Raw genomic sequence first — 17,009 nt, 5'->3', positions numbered from 1 at the left:
TCATACGCCTCAGGTCCCGGTATTACTGGTACTGCGCCCAGGTCCGGTCCTTCTTGCGATCGTAATAGAGGCTGATGGTGCCGACCTCGCAGAGGTTGAAGCCCTCCCAGGTGGCGTCCTCGCCATCATCATAGACGACCTTCAGGTCCCAATTGCAGGACTTGGCGGAGCGGTGGAAGCTGATATCGACCGTGTCGTCGTCATCCAACTCGCTGCGGCCCAGCACATCCTCTTCCCAGCTGGAGGATTTGGCGGGCGACACATAGACCTCGGAAATGGTGTAGCCGGTCTTGTTGCGCAGGGTGAAGTCCTGCTTGCCGTCCATCTTGTCCTCGGTGACTACGGCCTTCTTGGTATCGGCCATGGAGGCGGGAACCACGACGAGCAAGGCTAGCAGGCTGCCCCACAGGACGGAATTGAACTTACGCATGATCGTCCCCTATTGTTGATTGAGAAAGGGCATGCCGTCTCGGGCATGCAGAACTTCCCCAACAACAATCGGGACCGGGAGCGAGTTCCCGCCTAACCAAAAAGGCCACCACATTGCCACGCGGTGGCCTTTCTTCTTAACCGGGTTCACTCATACTCCGCCCAGGTGCTGTCCTTCTTGCGATCATAGAAGATGCGGATGGTGGAGACCTCGCACAGGTTGAACCCTTCCCATTCGGCGGTTTCCTCGTCGTCATAGACGACCTTCAGGTCCCATTTGCAGGATTTTTCCGACCGGGCAAAGGTGATGTCGACGGATTCCCCATCGCCCAACTGGTCGCGGCCCAGCACATCCTCTTCCCAGCTCGATGCCTTGGACGGCGATACATAGACTTCCGAGATCGTGTACCCGGTCTTGTTCTTCAGCGTGAAGTTCTGCTTGCCCTCGGCCAGCGCCCCGGGGGCGGCCAGCAGCATGGCGACGGAAAGGCCCGCCAGGGGCCGGGTGAAAGCGTACAAGATATCCCCCCATCTTGATTAGGCTATAGGGCATATATGCTTGCACGCTTTCATTGCCGGCTCAATCGACCCGGTCCTTTCAAACCACCACTCTTCGGTACAGGTGCCAGGTGGCATGGCCCAGGATGGGCATGACCACCGCCAGCCCCACGAACAGCGGCAGGCTGCCCAACAGCAGCAGCCCCGCCACGATCACGCCCCATAGAGCCATGATCACCGGGTTGTGCCGGACGGCGCGGGCCGATGTGACGACGGCATCCACCACGCCCACCCGCCGGTCCAGCAGCATGGGGAAAGACACGACGGTCAGGGTCAGCACCAGCATGGCGAACAGGAACCCCACACCATTGCCGATGATGAACATCATCCAGCCTTCGCGCGTTCCGATCAGGCTGGAGATGAACTGCACCATGCCATTATGCGGCTGGCTGGCCAGGGTGGCGGTGAAAATGCTCTCCGCCACCGCCAGCCAGGTGATGAACACGCCCAGCAGCAACGCCCCCAGCCAGGCGATGGCCCACAGCGATCCGGAATTGCGGATGTCCAGCGCGTTGCGCCAGGTGACCTCCACCCCCATCTCCCGCTGCCGCGACAACTCGTACATGCCCAGCGCCGCGATGGGCCCCATGATGGAAAGCCCGGCCAGGGCGGGATAGAGCAGGGGGATCACATCGTTCTGCGCCGCCGCCGCCGCGGCGATGCCACCCACGATCGGATAGATCAGCCCCAGGAACAGCAACTGTGTGGGTGCGGCCATGAAATCGCGCACGCCCATGGACAGCACCTCCATCAGGTCATGCACGCCGATGCGCCGGATTGCCGGCATGGCGATGGAACGGTCCCGGTTCATCGCCGCCTGTTCGGCGGCCATGCGATAAGCCATCGTTTCGACCTCCCAAAAGGCCGGCCTCCGCCATCCGGTCGGATGGCCGGCGCTGGACGGTTCGGCCTTCCGGCCCGGCTCAATCAATGGCGGCGGTCGAAAATGTGAAGGCCGCAAAGGGCGATCGGTCGAACCCACTGCGACAAATCATAGCAGGTTCTGCGCGATGATGTACCGGGGAAACTGTTCGGGTTTTCTACACCGCCCTACCGATATCGGGTACGCCAGTCTGCGGGCAGACATGATCGCCCTGCCGGTTCAGCTTCAGTTTCATGCCGACCTGGGCGATGGCATTCAGCACGGGAAGCAGTTCGCGCCCAGGCTCCGTCAGGGCATATTCCGCGGACGGGGGAGATGTGGGCATCACCGTCCGGCTGACCAACCCATGTTCCTCCAGCATCCGCAACCGTACCGTCAGGGTCTTGGCGGAGATCTGGGGAATGTCCACCCGCAATTCCCCGAACCGCCGTGGCGTGGCCTGCAGATGCCAGAGCACATGCGTGGTCCAGGCCCCGCTCAACAGGTTCATGAATTCCGACACCGGACAGTAGGGCGGGGGAATGGCGATGGGGTTCTTACGGATTTTCAAGGCCATGACAGGTGATTTTCCGGTTACCGGGGTGATACTGGAAAATGCAGGTTACCAGAAGTAACCAGCTATACAATCGCAACCGGGGCTTCCATTCTGCGCCGCGTCGCCCGCCCCTCGGGGACGGGTTTGCCGACAAACCACGGGAAATGCCAGATGAAGCTGTATTACAAGGCCGGCGCCTGCTCGCTCGCCTCCCATATCGCGCTGCGCGAGGCCGGGTTCGCGCCGGAGATCGAGGCGGTGGACCTGCCCACGCACCGCACCGCCGGTGGCGCCGATTATTATGCCATCAATCCCAAGGGCTATATCCCCGCCCTGGTGCTGGATGGTGGCGAGGTGCTGACCGAGGGCGTGGCCATCATGCAGTACGTTGCCGACCAGAAGCCCGAGGCCGGGCTGGCCCCGCCGGCCGGTACCCTGGGCCGCGCGCGGTTGCAGGAGGCGCTGAACTTCATCGCCACCGAATTGCACAAGAGTTACTCGCCCCTGTTCAACCCTGCCACCGATGCGGCGGGCAAGGAACGGGCGCTGGCCCATCTGAAGCGTCGGCTGGACCTGACCGAGAGCTTCCTGGCCGACGGTCGGGACTTCCTGCTGGGGGCCGATTTCTCCGTGGCCGACGGCTATCTGTTCACAGTGCTGGGCTGGGCTGGGCATGTCGGGCTGGACCTTGCCGCTTGGCCCAAGCTGTCGGCGTTGCGGGCCCGTGTGGCGGCTCGCCCCGCCGTGCAGGCGACGCTGAAGGCCGAGGGGGTGGTCTGATGTCCATGACCCCGGCCGGTTCCGACTTTGCCGGGGTCACCGCCCTGATGGCCGATTATTTCGACGGGCTGTATCACAGCGATGCGGCCCATCTCGGCCGGATATTCCATCCGCTGGCCGTCTATGCCTGCGCAACGGAAGGGCGGCTGACCCATCTGACCATGGATGCCTATCTGCCCATGGTTGCGGCGCGGGCATCCCCCGCCAGCCAGGGGGAGGTGCGGCGGGACGAGATTGTCGCCATCACCTTCGCCGGTCCGGTGACGGCCCTGGTCCAGGCACGTTGCGCGATCGGGCCGAAACGCTTCACGGATTTCCTCAGTCTGGTGAAGCTGGATGGGCAATGGCGGATCATCGCCAAGACCTTCCATTTCGACCTGGATGCCGCCTGACGGGCGCTGTTCACCGTGCAGGAATAGCCAGGGGCGCCCAGCCGTCGCGACCCAGCGCCTCCAGCGGCTGGAAGTTGGCCTTGTATTCCATCTTGCGGCTGCCCTCGATCCAATAGCCCAGATAGAGATAGGGCAGGCCCTCCTGGCGGCAGCGTTCGATCATGGCCAGGATCAGGTGGGTGCCCAGGCTGCGCCTTGGATGGTCGGGATCGTAGAAACTGTAGACGGCGGAATAGCCATCCTCCAGCCGGTCGACCAGCATGGCCCCGCGCAGGCTGCCGGTGCCATCGCGGGTCTCCGCCATGAAGGTGTTGACCCGGCCCTCATCCACCATGGAGGCGAAGTCGCCGGGCGTCATGCGGTTCATGTCGCTGTCGCTATGGCGGGCGTCCTGGTACAGCGCGAACAGCTGGAACTGCTCCATCGTCGCCCCCGCCGGCACGACATCCAGCACCAGATCGGTATTGTCGCGCAGGATGCGGCGGTTGGTGCGGCCCGGCGCGAAACTCGCCACCGGCACCCGCACCGGCACGCAGGCATTGCAGCCCGGGCAGACGGGCCGGTAGACGATGTCATGGCTGCGCCGGAACCCCGCCCGCGACAGGGCGGAGTTCACCTCCGCCGATTGCGGGCCGACCAGTCGCGTGAACAGCTTCCGCTCCACCCTGCCCAGCAGATAGGGGCAGGGCATGGGTCCGGAGCGGAAGAACTGCTGCAATGGCCGGTGCAGGGGCGGGATGACACTCATGATGCCCTGGCGCGGGAGGTGATCAGGCTGACAGCGTACCCGGTTGGTCGATCAGGAAAAAGGCCTGAGCGATATCATTCGACAGGCTGGAGAAATTGATCTGCAAACCATCCAGATATTCATGCAGCCCGATGGAGATGACGGCATTGATGCTCTGGTTGGCCAGGTTGCCCAGAAGCTCGTCCGACCGGGCCAGCGGCAGGGTGCCGCGACGCAGCCGGTACTTGCTGTTCAGCCGGTTCAGCAGATTGTCCACCTCCCGCATGCAGACCAGCACGGAGCGGGGGAAATTGTCGTTGAACAGCAGGAACCCCGCCACCCCGGCCGGCGTCATGCCACGCGGATAGACGCGGCGGAAGGCGTGGTAGCCGGCGGCCGACCGCAGCAGGCTGTTCCACTGGCTGATATCGATGGGCGTGCCCACATCGCGCGGGCTGGGCAGCAGCGTGTGGTACTTGATGTCCAGCAGGCGCGTCGTCTGGTCGGCGCGTTCCAGGTTGCGGCCCAGATTATAGAAATACCAGCCCTGGTCGCGGAAGAACGTGCCCTCCGTGATGCCGGTATGGGTTTGGCACGCCTCCTTGATGGAGGCGCACAGCCGCTGGATATTGTGGGCGGCCAGATCGGCCGGTTCCAGCGCCAGCAGGCGGTTGTAGAACATGTTCAGATGCGCCCACATCTCGGTGGAGATCAGGGGGCGCAGCTGGCGCGCATTCTCCCGCGCCGCCGCGATGGCGGCGATGATGGAGGTGGGGTTCTGCTGTTCCAGCACATAGAAGTTCAGCACATTCTTCGCGGTGGCCGTGGGATACAGCTCGAAGAAGCGCTTTTCGTCGGCGTTCAGGCGCAGAATGGGCAGCCAGTTGGTGGAGCCATAGCTGTCGCGGGCGAAGGTTTCATGCACGTCCAGAATACGGGAGAGATTCTCCGCCCGCTCCATATAGCGGGCCATCCAGAAGATGCATTCGGCGTAGCGGGCGAGAAGGGCTGCCATGTCCGGTTCTCCCCTTACTGGCTTTGCGACTGGGACTGGGTCTGGGACTGGAAGGGATCGATGCTGGCATCGAGGGGCGGTGGTTCCTCCACCGGCCCCTCGGTCAGCACCCAGGTATCCTTCGACCCGCCGCCCTGGCTGGAATTCACGATCAGCGTACCCTTCTTCAGCGCCACGCGCGTCAGCCCGCCCGGCAGCACCCAGGTGCTTTTGGCGGTGATGGCGAACGGCCGCAGATCCACATGGCGCGGCCCGATCCCCTCATCCGTCAGGGTGGGGCAGACCGACAGCGGCACCATCGGCTGGCTGATATAGTTGGCCGGGTCCTCCAGCAGCTTGGCCCGGCAATCCTCCAGCTCCGCCTTGCTGGCGCGCGGGCCGATGGTGATGCCGTAACCGCCGGCCTCGCCCACCGGCTTCACCACCAGCTTGTCCAGATTGTCGAGCGTGTATTTCAGCGCGTCGGGCTCCCGGCAGATATGGGTTTCGACATTGGGCAGCAGCGCTTCCTCGCCCAGATAATATTTGATCATGCGCGGGACATAGGCATAGACGGCCTTGTCATCCGCAACACCGGTGCCGATGGCATTGGCCAGGGCGACATTGCCCTTGCGGTACGCCTCGAAGATACCGGGCACGCCCAGCATGCTGTCGGGATTGAAGGCCAGCGGGTCCAGGAAATCGTCGCCGATGCGGCGATAGATGCTGTCGACACGGCGCAGGCCGCCCGTGGTCTTCATATACACCTTGTCGTCCAGCACGACCAGATCGCGGCCTTCCACCAGCGGCACGCCCATCTCGCGCGCCAGGAAGATATGCTCGAAATAGGCGGAGTTATAGGCGCCGGGCGACAGCAGCACGACCTGCGGGTCGCGCGTGTCATCCTCGTTGGGGCGCGGCGGGGCGATCTCGCACATCGCCTCCAGCAGCTTGGCGCCGTAATTCTCCACGCTGCGGATGCCGATATCGCCCATCAGGTCGGGGAAGGCGCGCTGCATCATGTGGCGGTTCTCCACCACATAGGAGACGCCGGACGGCACCCGGCCATTATCCTCCAGCACCCGGAACGTGCCCTCATGGTCACGGACCAGATCGATGCCGGCGATGTGGATATAGGTCTTGAAGGGCAGGGTGATGCCCTGCATCTGCGGCCGGTAGTTGGAATTGCCCAGCACCAGCTCGGCCGGGATGATCCCGTCCTTCAGGATCTTCTGGTCGTGATAGATGTCGTGCAGGAACATGTTCAGCGCCTGGATGCGCTGCTGCGTGCCCTTTTCCAGGTGCGCCCATTCCTTGGCGGCGATGATGCGGGGGATCACATCGAAGGGCAGGATGCGGTCCACGGCCTTGGCATCGCTATAGACCAGGAAGGTGATGCCCAGATTGTAAAGCTCACGCTCCGCGTCAGCCGCGCGCCGTCTCAGATCGTCATAGTCGAGTTGTCGAAGCCGGTCCTTGACGGCCTCGGTATGCGATGCCGGTTTGCTGGCGAGGCCGAACAGCTCGTCATAAAAGCCGTTGGCATCATAGGACGACAACAGGTCGTCAACACCTTTTCCAGACCCGCTCAACAGAGCCCCCTGCGCCCTTCGTGGCCCGTGCGATCCGCTGTCGAGGGCGATGCCGACAACGGCTTCATTTCGCATACGCGAGATCGAGATTAACAGATCGGTAAGGTTTGAACAGGGGGGAGTGGAGGCGCGGTTATATGCTTTTGGTCAGGTGGTTGGGGTTGCGCAGGCGATGGTGTGCACGGGCGTTGTGAAACGCTGTGCGACGGTGGAGGCAGGGGTGTTTCGGAGGCGGGTTGATCCCAACTCCGAATGGAGGGGAGATGTGAAACACTGTGCGACAGTGAATGAGGGGTTGTTTCAGAGGTGAGGCCCCTACAACTCCGAATGAGTGGGGATGTGAAACGCTGTGCAACATAAAACGCGCCCATGTTTCAGAGCGGACGGTTGGTCTGCTCCGAATGGGCATCTGGACATGAGGATTGCCTTGACCAGGCAACGATAACAGAAGTCGCGTGGAAAGTCAGCTTGTGCGCCACGGGTTGAACACCGCAACACCCATCGGTTCGAAGTCGCGAACATTGCGGGTGACGATGGTGAGACGGTGGACGAGGGCGGTGGCAGCGATCAGGCTGTCGCCGTGCGGTTGCCGGTCGGGCACATGGAGAAGGGCGCATCGTTGCGCGACGGCGGTATCGACCGGCAGGATGCGGCCGTGGAATGTCGGCATCACGCGCCCGTCGATCCAAGTCCGCAGTACCTTGCCTTGAGCCGGATCGCGCCGCTGGGCCTGGGCCGCACCCAATTCGATCTCGAAAATGGAGATGGATGAGACGAACAGGCTGGCGGGATCGGCCCCGGCTGCCCAATTGACAACGCCGATATCGGCACGCTCCGGACGCCGCAGTTCCGACAGGACATTAGTGTCGAGCAGGAACATCATTCCAGTTCCACCGCCCGGGCGACATCGCCGATCCGTGCCGGCGCGAAGTCGAAATCCGCTTCCGGTTCGTCCTGGCGCAGCGCCTCCAGCAGCGACAGTCCGCGTTCGCCGGTCAGGCGCCGGTAGGCGTCGTAGCGCAGCAGCACGAAGGCCGGCTCCCCACGATCGGTGACGATCAGTGGCCCATCCTCCGCCGCCCGCTTCGCCTCGCTGGGGTTCTGATTGAACTCGCGACTGGACATTATCCGGCCCATGGCGGGCTCCATGTCAGATGTCGATGGTACAATACTACAATGGTAAGGTCGGTGGGGCAATGTCATTGTAACTACGATACTACACGTACGCGGCGGCGTTGCTAAGGGGTTCCGATAGAACGTCGGGTTTGCGCTCCAGAACGGCTGTTGAGGAAATCGTTGATGGAAGCCGAAAGCAGACTTAAACCGAATTGGCCCTATGGTGACTTCCAGGCTGCACTAATTTGCCGTGCTCCAGAGTTTCTCGAAAAGTCTGTGCCGTCGACGTCTGGCGGAAACTGACTGTTGTCGCTGACCGGTTGCAGCTCCATGGACATGTGCGCAGCGCGCCCTTCGCTGTGCTGACCATGCGGCTGCTGGATTCAGCCTGTGATGATTTGCGCCTCCTCGGGTGATCTGTCCGGTTCGCCCGCCGCCATGATGGCGTCCTGATCCGATGGGAAGGGGCCATGGGACCAAGCCCCGGCGTCGCATCGATCACCGCACCTCCACCTCCACCACATTGTCATCCGAGTTCCGGTCGATCAGCTTGTTGTACGGATCGATCCCCACATGCGTGGGCAGCCGGTCGGTGATGAATTCCATCAGCCCGCTGTCATCGGTGATCAGCCGCTTCTCCAGCACCACCACCTTGCCGGCATCGAATTTGTCGTCGCCGGGGCTGGCGGTGAACAGGCCGATATCGATGGGCAGGGACAGGGGGACCTTGGTTTCCTTGCCCTCGCCATCGGCCTGCGCCTTGCCGGCGGTGACCTTGAACGACACCTTGTATTTGCCGTCCGCCTGCTTCTCGGCCACCGCGTCGGTCGCCTTCAGGTCGTAGAGCGTGATCTTTTCCAGGGTGTCGGTGATCAGTTCTTCCTTGTCCGGACCTGCCTCCGCCTTCAGCAGGCGGACCAGATCGATGGAGCGGGGGTAGGGGGCGGATTTGTACTTGGTTTCGGCCACCAGTTTGGCCAGGGCGCGGTTGACCACATCCTCGCCCAGCTGGTCGCGCAAGAAATAGAGCGCCACGGAGCCCTTGTTGTAGTGGATATATTGCTGGTTCTCGACGCGGACCAGGGGCTGTTCCTCCCGGTCCTCGCCACCGCGGGCGCGCAGATAGGTGTCCAGCTCGTATTTCAGGAAGCGGCGGATCTTGTCGGGGCCGTAGGTCTTTTCCATCACCATGATGGCGCTGTATTGCGACAGCGTCTCCGACAAGAGCGTGGCGCCCTGGACGTTCGCGCCCATCACCTGATGCGCCCACCATTGATGGGCCACCTCGTGCGCGGTGACGTAATAGACATAGTCGATCTTGTCCGGGTTGCGGACATCGGCGACGAAGCCGATGCCTTCCGAATAGGGCACGGTGTTGGGGAAAGACTGGGCGAAGCGCGCATAGGCCGGGAATTCCAGGATGCGCATCTGCCGATGCTGATAGGGGCCGAAGGCGGCGGTGAAATAACCCAGGCTGTCCTTCACCGACTGGATCATGCGCCGCACGTTGTAGCCATGGGGTTCATGGAAATAGACGGCGATATCGACGTCGTTCCACTTGTCCGTGACCAGGCTGTAACGGGCCGAGAGCCAGGAATAGAAGTTCAGGATGGGCGCATCCATCTTGTAATGGAAATAGCGCCGGTCACCCTCCACCCATTCCTTTTCCAGATAGCCCGGCGCCATGGCGATCTGGTCGGCGCTGGTGGAGACGGTCGTTTCGAAACTCACGAAGTCGCTGTCGGCGCGCAGGTAATTGTTGCGCCACTGACTTTCATCCTCCAGCGCCGGCATGCGGTCATTGGGCGACAGATCGTATTTGCGGCGGTCAGCCTTGCCCTGCAGCATCATGTCCTCGACAAAACCGATGGTGGGCGTGACCGTCGGGTTGTGGACGAAGGTGCCGTTGGGGATCAGGTCGGTGGGCCCGCCCTCATTCGCGAAGCCCTGGTGATGCAGGCGGGTGGTGAAATCCAGCGCCAGCCGGTCGCCCGGCTTCATGGGTGTGGGCGGGGTGATGGCGTAATGGTTGAACCCGACGTCATGGTCGATGCTGCCGCCATTCTGGATGGTCAGCGACAGGATCTCGATATCGGCCTGCGGCGGCATGAACTGCACATGGATGACCGGCACGTCGCTGCCGGTCTTGTTCTCCAGCATGTAATGTCCGCGCACCTCCATCCGCCGTTCATCGGGGAAGATGTCGACATCGGTGCGCACATCGGTGATGCGGGGCTGCGGCAGCTTTTCCAGGGCGCTGCGATAGGTCTTCTCGTAATCGACCCGCAGCTTCTCCCCCTCATCCTTGGTGACGATCTGGTTCAGGATGTGGGTGTTGTGGAAGATATAGGCGCCGGTGGCGGCGAAGCCGATCAGGCAGGCGGCGACCAGACCGCGTTGCCCATGGGTCCAGCCCCGGCCCATGGCGGCCAGCCGCTGGCGCAGGGGGGCCATGGTGCCCCGCGTCCAGGCGCGCTGGGCCAGGACCATCAGCACGATGGCCATGAAGCTCCAGTACAGCATGAACCACAGGTTCGCCGGCCCGAAATGACCCAGCCCGTTCATGTCGGACAGGGGTACGGAGGGGGCGGCACTGAACAGCAGCAGATTGTCTTCCAGCCCCAGGCGGCCGGCCACCATCATCAGCACCATCCAGCCGACCATGACCAGCATGCCCAGATACTTGTTGCCGGCCAGCACCTGGAAGAACATGGACAGCACGGCGAACAGCAGGAACTGCATCCCGGTGATCAGCAGCAGATAGTGGAAATACAGCCCGAGCTCGATCTTCAGCGCGAAGCCGCGGAACACCTGCACGCCGATGCCCATGAACATGGCCACCAGCGTCAGCATGAGCAGGACCAGGCCCATGGCGGTGAATTTCGACAGCACGAACACCCAGTTGGGGGTGGGCGTGGCGTCGATGATCTCGTTGAATTTCGCCTGCCGCTCACGCCAGACCAGCTCACCGGCGTAGTAGACCGACACGATCAGCGGTACCAGGCTGAAGGCGCCGGCCAGCAGTTCCACCACGGCGCGGGTCACGGGATAGATATCGGTGCCGTACATCACCCGCATGCGGACCAGGGCACCCAGCGCGTTGAAGGCACCCAGCGCCAGCAGCACGATGAAGCCCAGGCTTTTCACCACGGCCTTCACCTCGAACCCCGTGCGCAGGCTGAACTGCGCCAGCGCGTCGCGGAATGTGTGGCTGGTGACGGCGCGGGGCAGGGCGGTGGGGATGGGGGTGCGCGGGGCGGATTTGGCGGCGGCTTCCACCTTGCGCGGTGCGCGTTCGGCGAAACTGAAGCGCCAGATGGTCAGGGCGGTCAGCGTCAGGCCGAAGCCGGTCCAGAGCAGCCGGTTCCACAGCAGCGTGCCCTCGAACGGCACCATCTGGGTATTGCGCTCCACCACCGTCCAATAGCGGGTGATGTTGGCCATGGCCGGGATGCCGAACGGGTCCAGCAGGCCGCGGATCTGGCGGTATTCCGGCTCGTTCAGCACGGCGCTCAGCACCAGATACAGGATCAGGATGGCCACCAGGCTGACATAGGTCGCCATCAGGCTGCGCGTGGCGGTGGCCACCGCGAAGAAGATGGCGCCCATGGCCAGCAGGTTGGGGATGGCGAACACCGCCAGGGTGAAGAAATAATCACCCGGCCGGAACGGCCCCACCGTTTCCGGGTCCAGCCACCACATGGCGCTGCCCAGCGCCATACCGATGGCGGTCATGGAAAAGGCCAGGGCCACGGCGATGAAGGCACCGGTGAAGCGGCCGATCAGGTACGGATATTTGTCCACCGGCAGGGAATGCATGATCCCCGCCATCTTCGTATCGGTATCGCGCAGCACGACATTGGCCAGGATGGCCACCGGGATGAACATGCCGAACAGCGACAGGATGGTGATGGTCTGCAACACCGCGAAGGGCGAGTTGATATGGACCGCGTCGCTGGACCCGATCTGGATATTGTCGATGGTCACCGACAGGAAGGTCAGCAGGCCGAAGATCAGCGATGTGACGATGAATACGGGCTGGCGTATCTGGTAGCGCAGCTCGAACCAGGCGATCTTGCCGAACATGGATGGGGCTCCCGTTCAGGCGGCGGCGCGGCTGGCGCGCAGGGTGGAGAAATACACATCCTCCAGGCTGCCGGCGACCGGTTCGAACCCGTCGCCGGGATCGCTGTCGCTGACCACATGCACCACACTGCGCCCCGCGAACAGGCGGGTGGAGATCACCTGGTGGCGGGCCTGATGGTCGGGCACCTCGGCCTTGTCCACCAGTTTGCGCCAGATGCGGCCGCGCATCTGTTCCATCAGCGACAGGGGCTCGCCGCCGGCCACGATGCGGCCGCCGACGATGATGGCCATGTTCTGGCAAAGGTCGGCCACATCCTCCACGATATGGGTGGACAGGATGACGACGACATTCTCCCCGATCTCCGACAGGAGATTGTGGAAACGGTTGCGCTCCTCCGGGTCCAATCCTGCCGTGGGCTCATCAACGATGATCAGTTTCGGGGCGCCCAGCAGGGCCTGGGCGATGCCGAAACGCTGACGCATGCCGCCGGAATATCCCGACAGGGCCTTCTTGCGCACGTCATGGAGGTTGGTCTGCGCCAGCAGGGCCGATACCACCTCCCGCCGTTCCTTCGCGTTGGTCAGGCCCTTCAGCACGGCCAGATGGTCCAGCATGTCCTCTGCCGAAATGCGGGGATAGACGCCGAATTCCTGGGGCAGGTAGCCCAGCACGCGGCGCAGGGCCATCGGGTCGGCCAGAACGTCGATATCATCGAATCGGATGCTGCCGGCCGTGGGCTGCTGCAATGTGGCGATGGTGCGCATCAGGGTGGATTTGCCTGCCCCATTGGGCCCCAGCAGGCCGAACATGCCGCGCGGGACCGTCAGGTCGACATTGTCCAGCGCCTGGACGCCGTTGGCATAGGTGTGGGACAGGCCCTTGATGGAAAGCATTTTTCCCCCGGATTTCCGCGCGTATGACGCGTGGGCGGCCCCCCGGCCGCACTCTTGACGCGCCATTAACCATTAACGCATCAAGACATGGAAGATTGCGCCCGCGCAAGGACCGCTTCTGCCATTCCCGCCGGAACCCTTTCGGCCGGCAAGGCAACCGCCTATAAGGGGCTTCTGATGTTACGGCTGGTGGCGATAACCCCGATCATGAAGCGCACCTATACCCGCAAGGAAGTGCAGGACCTGCTGGGCGCCCTGGAGGGCCAGGCCCGCGAAGCCATCCGTCTGGCCAAGAATGCGGAGGAGGAGGCGGCCAAGGACAGTTTCATGGCCTATAACGAATTCCGCAACAAGGTCGGGGAATTCCGGGCTCTGTGCATCCTGATCGAAGGCCGGTTGCGCGCCGTGGACACGGCCCGCGTCGATGATCTGAAAGAGGAATATGCGCGGCTGGACACGCTGATGCTGGGCCTGCTGGTCCGGGCGTCGATGCGGTTCTTCTTCGTGCTGTCGGCCAAGACCATGCTGCCGGTGGGTGCGCGCGACATCTTCATCGCCGAACTGCGCAGCCTGCACGACGCGGCGGAAAAGCTGCGCCGGCCGGAATATGCCGCCGTGATGGGCGACAAGCTGAAGGGTGATCTGGAAACGGCCGAGCTGATCCTGGAAGAGATCATCGACAAGGCGCCGGGCCTGCTGAATTTCGGGTGAGGTTCAAACCCTGTCCGTTCATCCCGGCTTGTCACCGGGATGAACGGAGGAAATGGTTACACCACTTCCAGGATCGCCTCGATCTCCACGGCGACGCCAAAGGGCAGTGAAGCGGCGGAGACGGCGGAGCGGGCGTGCTTGCCGGCATCGCCGAACACTTCGCCGAACAGTTCCGAGGCGCCGTTGATCACCTTGGGCTGATCATTGAAATCACCTGTGGAGTTCACGAAGCCAACCAGCTTCACGATGCGCACGATACGGTCCAGGTCGCCATCCAGGGCCAGCTTGGCCTGGGCGATGATGTTCAGGGCGCAGGTGCGGGCGGCCTCGCGGCCTTCCTCGATGCTGTAACCGGCGCCCAGTTTGCCGACATGGCGCAGCTCGCCGTTCCACATCGGCACCTGGCCGGAGATGAACAGCTGGCTGCCCGTGCGGACGGTGGGGACATAGGCGGCCAGGGGCACGGCGGCCTTGGGCAGTTCGATATTGAGTTCGGCCAGACGCGCGTCGATGCGACCCGCCATGGAAACCTCCAATGCAAACGATGGGTTGGGTTCTTGATAGCAGCAGGAACACGCCGTGGGAAAGCCCCCTGGCGGCGGGTTATGGAGTGATAACCCCGTCTGACAGCGTGTAGAAATGCAGGATCGCCGGCTTGCCGCGCGAATAGTTGAAGCCGGTCAGTTCGGCCACCTGCACCGGCTGCCGGCCCGCCGCCTGCATCGCCGCCCGGAACGCCTCCTCCTCCTTGCCCGCTGTCACCAGGCCGATGGCGCAGGCGGGATCGGACAGAAGATGGTCGGCCACGCGGGCACCGCCGCCCAACCGGGTATTCGTGCCGACCAGGAAGACCATGGAGGGCTCGTTATAGCCGCCGGCGGCCAGGATGCTGCCGGCACAGGGCTTGTGCGCGTCGAACACCTGCTTGACCCGCGGGCTCAGCCACATGGGCGTCAGGCCGGGTAGGGTCAGGCCGAAGATGGCGGCATGGGCGAGGAGGGTGGCCGGCAGGGCGATGGCCAGGTCCCGCCACCGCGCCTTCCGGGCCATGCCGGCCACGCCCAGCGCCGCCGCGGCAATGGCCAGGGCGGCGACCAGCGAGCCGGCCGGCAGGTCGCCCATCAATTGCACGGGGAACAGCAGGGTGACGGCGGCGAAGGACAGACCGACAAGCAAGGAGACGATGGTGGAGGCCAGCCGCCAGCGCCGCGTGGCCTGCGTCAGGCCCATCGCCGCCAGCAGGGCCACGGCCGGCATCACCGGCAGCGTGTAGTGCGGCAGCTTGGTCACCACAAGCTCATGGATTACCCAGGTCGGGATGATCCAGGCCAGGCAGAAGCGCACGGCGGCCGCATGACGGTTGGCCCAGGCCCAGGGCAGGGCCGCCAGGGCCAGCGGCGCCCAGGGCCAGAAAGTCAGCCAGAAGGTGGCCAGGAAATAGCCCGGTGCGGCGGCATGGTTCTCCTGCCCCGTGGCGGCTTTCCCCAGGAATTCGTGCCCCACGGCGGTGCCGAAGAAGGCGCCCTTGGTGGCGATGGTGATGGCAACCAGCCAGGGCAGGACGATGGCGAGGAACAGGGGAATGCCCAGGGCCGGCCGCAGGCGCCGCAGCCACCAGGCGTCGCGGTCGATCAGTCCCAGGACCAGGACAGCCGCCCCCACCACCATCAGGATCACGCCCTTGACCAGGACGCCGATGCCCAGCGCTACCCAGAACAGCAGGGCGACACCTGTGGGCAGCGCACGGTCGGGCCGCAGATAGGCGCGGGCCAGCACGCCCATGCAGGCGACGATGGCGGCCAGTTGCACGGCATCGGTCTTGGCCATGCGTGCTTCCACGCCCAGGATCACGCAGGTGGCCATCATAAGGCCGGCGAACAGCCCCATGGTGCCGCCGAACAAAGCCTGTCCCGCCCAGGCCGTCAGCAGCACGGCGGCCACCGCACCCACCAGCGAGGGCAGGCGGTACATCCAGATGGGGCCGGTATCCTGCCCGCCGGTCAGCACATGCACCGTGGCGGCCTGCATCCAGTAGATGCCCACCGGCTTTTTATGCCGCGCCTCCTCCTGGAAACGGATATCGACGAAATCGCCGGTTTCCAGCATCTGGCGGCTGGCCTGGACATAGCGGCTTTCATCGCGGTCAAACGGCGGGATGGCGGAGAAGCCGGGCAGAAAGGCCGCCAGCGCCACGGCCAGCAGCAGCAACCAGTGCGCCGGCCGCAGGCGGTCGGTCATGCCGGCCCCCGCTTCTCGCGCCGGATCAGATGCAGATTGCGGGTATAGATGACCAGGGCCGGCAGCTGGCCCATGACAATCACCAGTTCATGCTTCATGAGGCCGTACACGGTCAGCAGCAGGCCGCCGCCCAGGCTGAACCACCAGAAGGCCACGGGCATGACGGAACGCCCGGCACGTTCGGAACTGATCCATTGCACCACGAAGCGCATCATGAACATCGTCTGGGCCGCCACGCCGAACAGCACCAGCCATTCCTGGCCATCGACGGCGGCATGCCACCAGGCTTCGACATGGGTCCAGATCATGGGGTCTTGACCTCCGCCACGCCGGACGGGCGCTGTTGCCGGCGGATCAGCCACATCACCCCGAACAGGTCCCACAGGCCCACGGCGGCGCGGTGCAGGTTGGTATATTTGGAAGTGCCGGCCACGCGCGGCCGGTCGGTCACCGGATGGTTGGCGTAAGGCAGGCCCCTGCCTTTGACCAAAGCCGGAATGAAACGGTGCAGGCAGTCGATGGAAGGCAGGTCCAGGAACAGGTCGCGGCGGATCAGCTTCAGCCCGCAGCCCGTGTCCGGACAATCATCGCGCAGCAGGGCGCGTCGGATCCCGTTGGCGAAACGCGAGGCCAGCCGCTTGGACAGCGTGTCCTGACGCTGGCGCCGGATGCCGCAGACCAGTGCCAGGGCGGGATCGGCGTCGATGGCATCCACCATGAAGGGAATGTCGGCGGGGTCGTTCTGCAGGTCGCCATCGATGAAGGCCAGCCAGACCCCCTGCGCGGCGCGGGCCCCGGTGACCAGCGCCGCGCTCTTGCCCGCCCGCGTTCCGTGCCGGATCAGGCGCAGGGTCGGATATTCGGGCAGCATCTTCTCCACCCGCGCCGCCGTGGCATCGGTGGAACCGTCATCGATGACAATGACCTCGAATGCCGGGCCGGCGGCCAGGGCCGCGTAGATCTCCGCCAGCAGGGGCAGGATATTGTCCTGTTCGTCCAGAACCGGGATCAGAACCGAAAGCTGCACACGACCTCCAGCCCGCGCCGATGACCATGGATGGCGGCATAATCCGA

The 17,009-nt window shown here is 63.8% G+C and carries 18 protein-coding genes; 3 read left to right on the top strand and 15 right to left on the bottom strand.

Annotated elements, in window-relative coordinates; all coding sequences use genetic code 11:
- Nucleotides 1-22 precede the first annotated feature (22 nt).
- The 4 genes from ACM9HJ_RS13610 to ACM9HJ_RS13595 form a co-directional block, all read right to left on the bottom strand.
- Nucleotides 23-430, bottom strand: coding sequence for an argininosuccinate lyase (locus ACM9HJ_RS13610; RefSeq protein ID WP_416572279.1), 408 nt, complete (start codon nucleotides 428-430; stop codon nucleotides 23-25).
- Nucleotides 431-576: 146 nt separating this feature from the next.
- A complete protein-coding gene (locus ACM9HJ_RS13605; RefSeq protein ID WP_416572278.1) occupies nucleotides 577-948 on the bottom strand; it encodes a hypothetical protein in 372 nt (123 codons plus the stop codon).
- Nucleotides 949-1,027: 79 nt separating this feature from the next.
- A complete protein-coding gene (locus ACM9HJ_RS13600) occupies nucleotides 1,028-1,831 on the bottom strand; it encodes a DUF2189 domain-containing protein (RefSeq protein WP_416572277.1) in 804 nt (267 codons plus the stop codon).
- A 196-nt stretch (nucleotides 1,832-2,027) separates the two neighbouring features.
- A complete protein-coding gene (locus tag ACM9HJ_RS13595; RefSeq protein WP_416572276.1) occupies nucleotides 2,028-2,426 on the bottom strand; it encodes a winged helix-turn-helix transcriptional regulator in 399 nt (132 codons plus the stop codon).
- A gap of 150 nt (nucleotides 2,427-2,576) precedes the next feature.
- Here ACM9HJ_RS13595 and gstA point away from each other — a divergent pair, with 150 nt between their 5' ends.
- Nucleotides 2,577-3,185 carry a glutathione transferase GstA gene (gstA, locus tag ACM9HJ_RS13590; RefSeq protein WP_416572275.1) on the top strand — a complete coding sequence of 203 codons (609 nt, stop codon included), beginning with the start codon at nucleotides 2,577-2,579 and terminating at the stop codon, nucleotides 3,183-3,185.
- Nucleotides 3,185-3,577 (top strand): nuclear transport factor 2 family protein, encoded by a 393-nt coding sequence (locus ACM9HJ_RS13585; protein ID WP_416572274.1) that lies wholly within the window; start codon nucleotides 3,185-3,187, stop codon nucleotides 3,575-3,577. The genes gstA and ACM9HJ_RS13585 overlap by 1 nt, the downstream gene beginning before the upstream one ends.
- Nucleotides 3,578-3,587: 10 nt before the next feature.
- On the opposite strand, the gene ACM9HJ_RS13580 is transcribed toward ACM9HJ_RS13585, so the two are convergent.
- The 7 genes from ACM9HJ_RS13580 to ACM9HJ_RS13550 form a co-directional block, all read right to left on the bottom strand.
- Nucleotides 3,588-4,325: an arginyltransferase gene (locus ACM9HJ_RS13580; RefSeq protein WP_416572273.1), complete on the bottom strand. Its 738-nt coding sequence runs from the start codon at nucleotides 4,323-4,325 to the stop codon at nucleotides 3,588-3,590.
- Nucleotides 4,326-4,347: 22 nt separating this feature from the next.
- Nucleotides 4,348-5,319, bottom strand: a complete 972-nt coding sequence (locus tag ACM9HJ_RS13575; protein ID WP_416572272.1) for an alpha-E domain-containing protein — start codon at nucleotides 5,317-5,319, stop codon at nucleotides 4,348-4,350.
- A gap of 14 nt (nucleotides 5,320-5,333) precedes the next feature.
- Nucleotides 5,334-6,860, bottom strand: coding sequence for a circularly permuted type 2 ATP-grasp protein (locus ACM9HJ_RS13570; RefSeq protein ID WP_416572502.1), 1,527 nt, complete (start codon nucleotides 6,858-6,860; stop codon nucleotides 5,334-5,336).
- A gap of 493 nt (nucleotides 6,861-7,353) precedes the next feature.
- The gene (locus ACM9HJ_RS13565; RefSeq protein ID WP_416572271.1) at nucleotides 7,354-7,773 is read right to left on the bottom strand and encodes a type II toxin-antitoxin system VapC family toxin; all 420 of its coding nucleotides are present in this window, start codon (nucleotides 7,771-7,773) and stop codon (nucleotides 7,354-7,356) included.
- Complete coding sequence (locus ACM9HJ_RS13560) at nucleotides 7,770-8,027, bottom strand: type II toxin-antitoxin system Phd/YefM family antitoxin (RefSeq protein WP_416572270.1); 258 nt, start codon at nucleotides 8,025-8,027, stop codon at nucleotides 7,770-7,772. Before ACM9HJ_RS13560 ends, ACM9HJ_RS13565 begins: the two co-directional genes overlap by 4 nt.
- Nucleotides 8,028-8,504: 477 nt before the next feature.
- On the bottom strand, nucleotides 8,505-12,092 hold the full coding sequence (locus ACM9HJ_RS13555) for an ABC transporter permease/M1 family aminopeptidase (RefSeq protein WP_416572269.1): 3,588 nt from the start codon (nucleotides 12,090-12,092) through the stop codon (nucleotides 8,505-8,507).
- Between the two features lie 15 nt (nucleotides 12,093-12,107).
- Nucleotides 12,108-12,986, bottom strand: coding sequence for an ABC transporter ATP-binding protein (locus ACM9HJ_RS13550; RefSeq protein ID WP_416572268.1), 879 nt, complete (start codon nucleotides 12,984-12,986; stop codon nucleotides 12,108-12,110).
- Between the two features lie 177 nt (nucleotides 12,987-13,163).
- Between ACM9HJ_RS13550 and ACM9HJ_RS13545 the strand changes: the two genes are divergently transcribed.
- Entirely contained in the window at nucleotides 13,164-13,697 is a 534-nt protein-coding gene (locus ACM9HJ_RS13545; protein ID WP_416572267.1) for a hypothetical protein, read from the top strand.
- Nucleotides 13,698-13,753: 56 nt separating this feature from the next.
- Here ACM9HJ_RS13545 and ACM9HJ_RS13540 read toward each other — a convergent pair whose 3' ends face one another.
- The 4 genes from ACM9HJ_RS13540 to ACM9HJ_RS13525 form a co-directional block, all read right to left on the bottom strand.
- Nucleotides 13,754-14,221: a RidA family protein gene (locus ACM9HJ_RS13540; RefSeq protein WP_416572266.1), complete on the bottom strand. Its 468-nt coding sequence runs from the start codon at nucleotides 14,219-14,221 to the stop codon at nucleotides 13,754-13,756.
- 79 nt (nucleotides 14,222-14,300) lie between these two features.
- Complete coding sequence (locus ACM9HJ_RS13535; protein ID WP_416572265.1) at nucleotides 14,301-15,935, bottom strand: ArnT family glycosyltransferase; 1,635 nt, start codon at nucleotides 15,933-15,935, stop codon at nucleotides 14,301-14,303.
- Nucleotides 15,932-16,243, bottom strand: a complete 312-nt coding sequence (locus ACM9HJ_RS13530; RefSeq protein ID WP_416572264.1) for a lipid-A-disaccharide synthase N-terminal domain-containing protein — start codon at nucleotides 16,241-16,243, stop codon at nucleotides 15,932-15,934. The genes ACM9HJ_RS13535 and ACM9HJ_RS13530 overlap by 4 nt, the downstream gene beginning before the upstream one ends.
- Nucleotides 16,240-16,962: a glycosyltransferase family 2 protein gene (locus ACM9HJ_RS13525; RefSeq protein ID WP_416572263.1), complete on the bottom strand. Its 723-nt coding sequence runs from the start codon at nucleotides 16,960-16,962 to the stop codon at nucleotides 16,240-16,242. The genes ACM9HJ_RS13530 and ACM9HJ_RS13525 overlap by 4 nt, the downstream gene beginning before the upstream one ends.
- Between the last annotated feature and the right edge of the window lie 47 nt (nucleotides 16,963-17,009).

Source organism: Niveispirillum sp. KHB5.9, assembly GCF_048066115.1.
In the GTDB taxonomy this organism is placed as follows: Bacteria; Pseudomonadota; Alphaproteobacteria; order Azospirillales; family Azospirillaceae; genus Niveispirillum.
Note: the sequence above shows the minus strand (reverse complement) of the source record. Positions and strands in the feature narration are given on the sequence as shown.

What these genes read in the sequence shown, in the direction of transcription:
- ACM9HJ_RS13610 (WP_416572279.1), bottom strand. Translation starts at nt 430, where the DNA reads ATGCGTAAGTTCAATTCCGTCCTGTGGGGCAGCCTGCTAGCCTTGCTC.
- ACM9HJ_RS13600 (WP_416572277.1), bottom strand. Translation starts at nt 1,831, where the DNA reads ATGGCTTATCGCATGGCCGCCGAACAGGCGGCGATGAACCGGGACCGT.
- ACM9HJ_RS13595 (WP_416572276.1), bottom strand. Translation starts at nt 2,426, where the DNA reads ATGGCCTTGAAAATCCGTAAGAACCCCATCGCCATTCCCCCGCCCTAC.
- gstA (WP_416572275.1), top strand. Translation starts at nt 2,577, where the DNA reads ATGAAGCTGTATTACAAGGCCGGCGCCTGCTCGCTCGCCTCCCATATC.
- ACM9HJ_RS13585 (WP_416572274.1), top strand. Translation starts at nt 3,185, where the DNA reads ATGTCCATGACCCCGGCCGGTTCCGACTTTGCCGGGGTCACCGCCCTG.
- ACM9HJ_RS13580 (WP_416572273.1), bottom strand. Translation starts at nt 4,325, where the DNA reads ATGAGTGTCATCCCGCCCCTGCACCGGCCATTGCAGCAGTTCTTCCGC.
- ACM9HJ_RS13575 (WP_416572272.1), bottom strand. Translation starts at nt 5,319, where the DNA reads ATGGCAGCCCTTCTCGCCCGCTACGCCGAATGCATCTTCTGGATGGCC.
- ACM9HJ_RS13565 (WP_416572271.1), bottom strand. Translation starts at nt 7,773, where the DNA reads ATGATGTTCCTGCTCGACACTAATGTCCTGTCGGAACTGCGGCGTCCG.
- ACM9HJ_RS13560 (WP_416572270.1), bottom strand. Translation starts at nt 8,027, where the DNA reads ATGGGCCGGATAATGTCCAGTCGCGAGTTCAATCAGAACCCCAGCGAG.
- ACM9HJ_RS13555 (WP_416572269.1), bottom strand. Translation starts at nt 12,092, where the DNA reads ATGTTCGGCAAGATCGCCTGGTTCGAGCTGCGCTACCAGATACGCCAG.
- ACM9HJ_RS13550 (WP_416572268.1), bottom strand. Translation starts at nt 12,986, where the DNA reads ATGCTTTCCATCAAGGGCCTGTCCCACACCTATGCCAACGGCGTCCAG.
- ACM9HJ_RS13545 (WP_416572267.1), top strand. Translation starts at nt 13,164, where the DNA reads ATGTTACGGCTGGTGGCGATAACCCCGATCATGAAGCGCACCTATACC.
- ACM9HJ_RS13540 (WP_416572266.1), bottom strand. Translation starts at nt 14,221, where the DNA reads ATGGCGGGTCGCATCGACGCGCGTCTGGCCGAACTCAATATCGAACTG.
- ACM9HJ_RS13535 (WP_416572265.1), bottom strand. Translation starts at nt 15,935, where the DNA reads ATGACCGACCGCCTGCGGCCGGCGCACTGGTTGCTGCTGCTGGCCGTG.
- ACM9HJ_RS13530 (WP_416572264.1), bottom strand. Translation starts at nt 16,243, where the DNA reads ATGATCTGGACCCATGTCGAAGCCTGGTGGCATGCCGCCGTCGATGGC.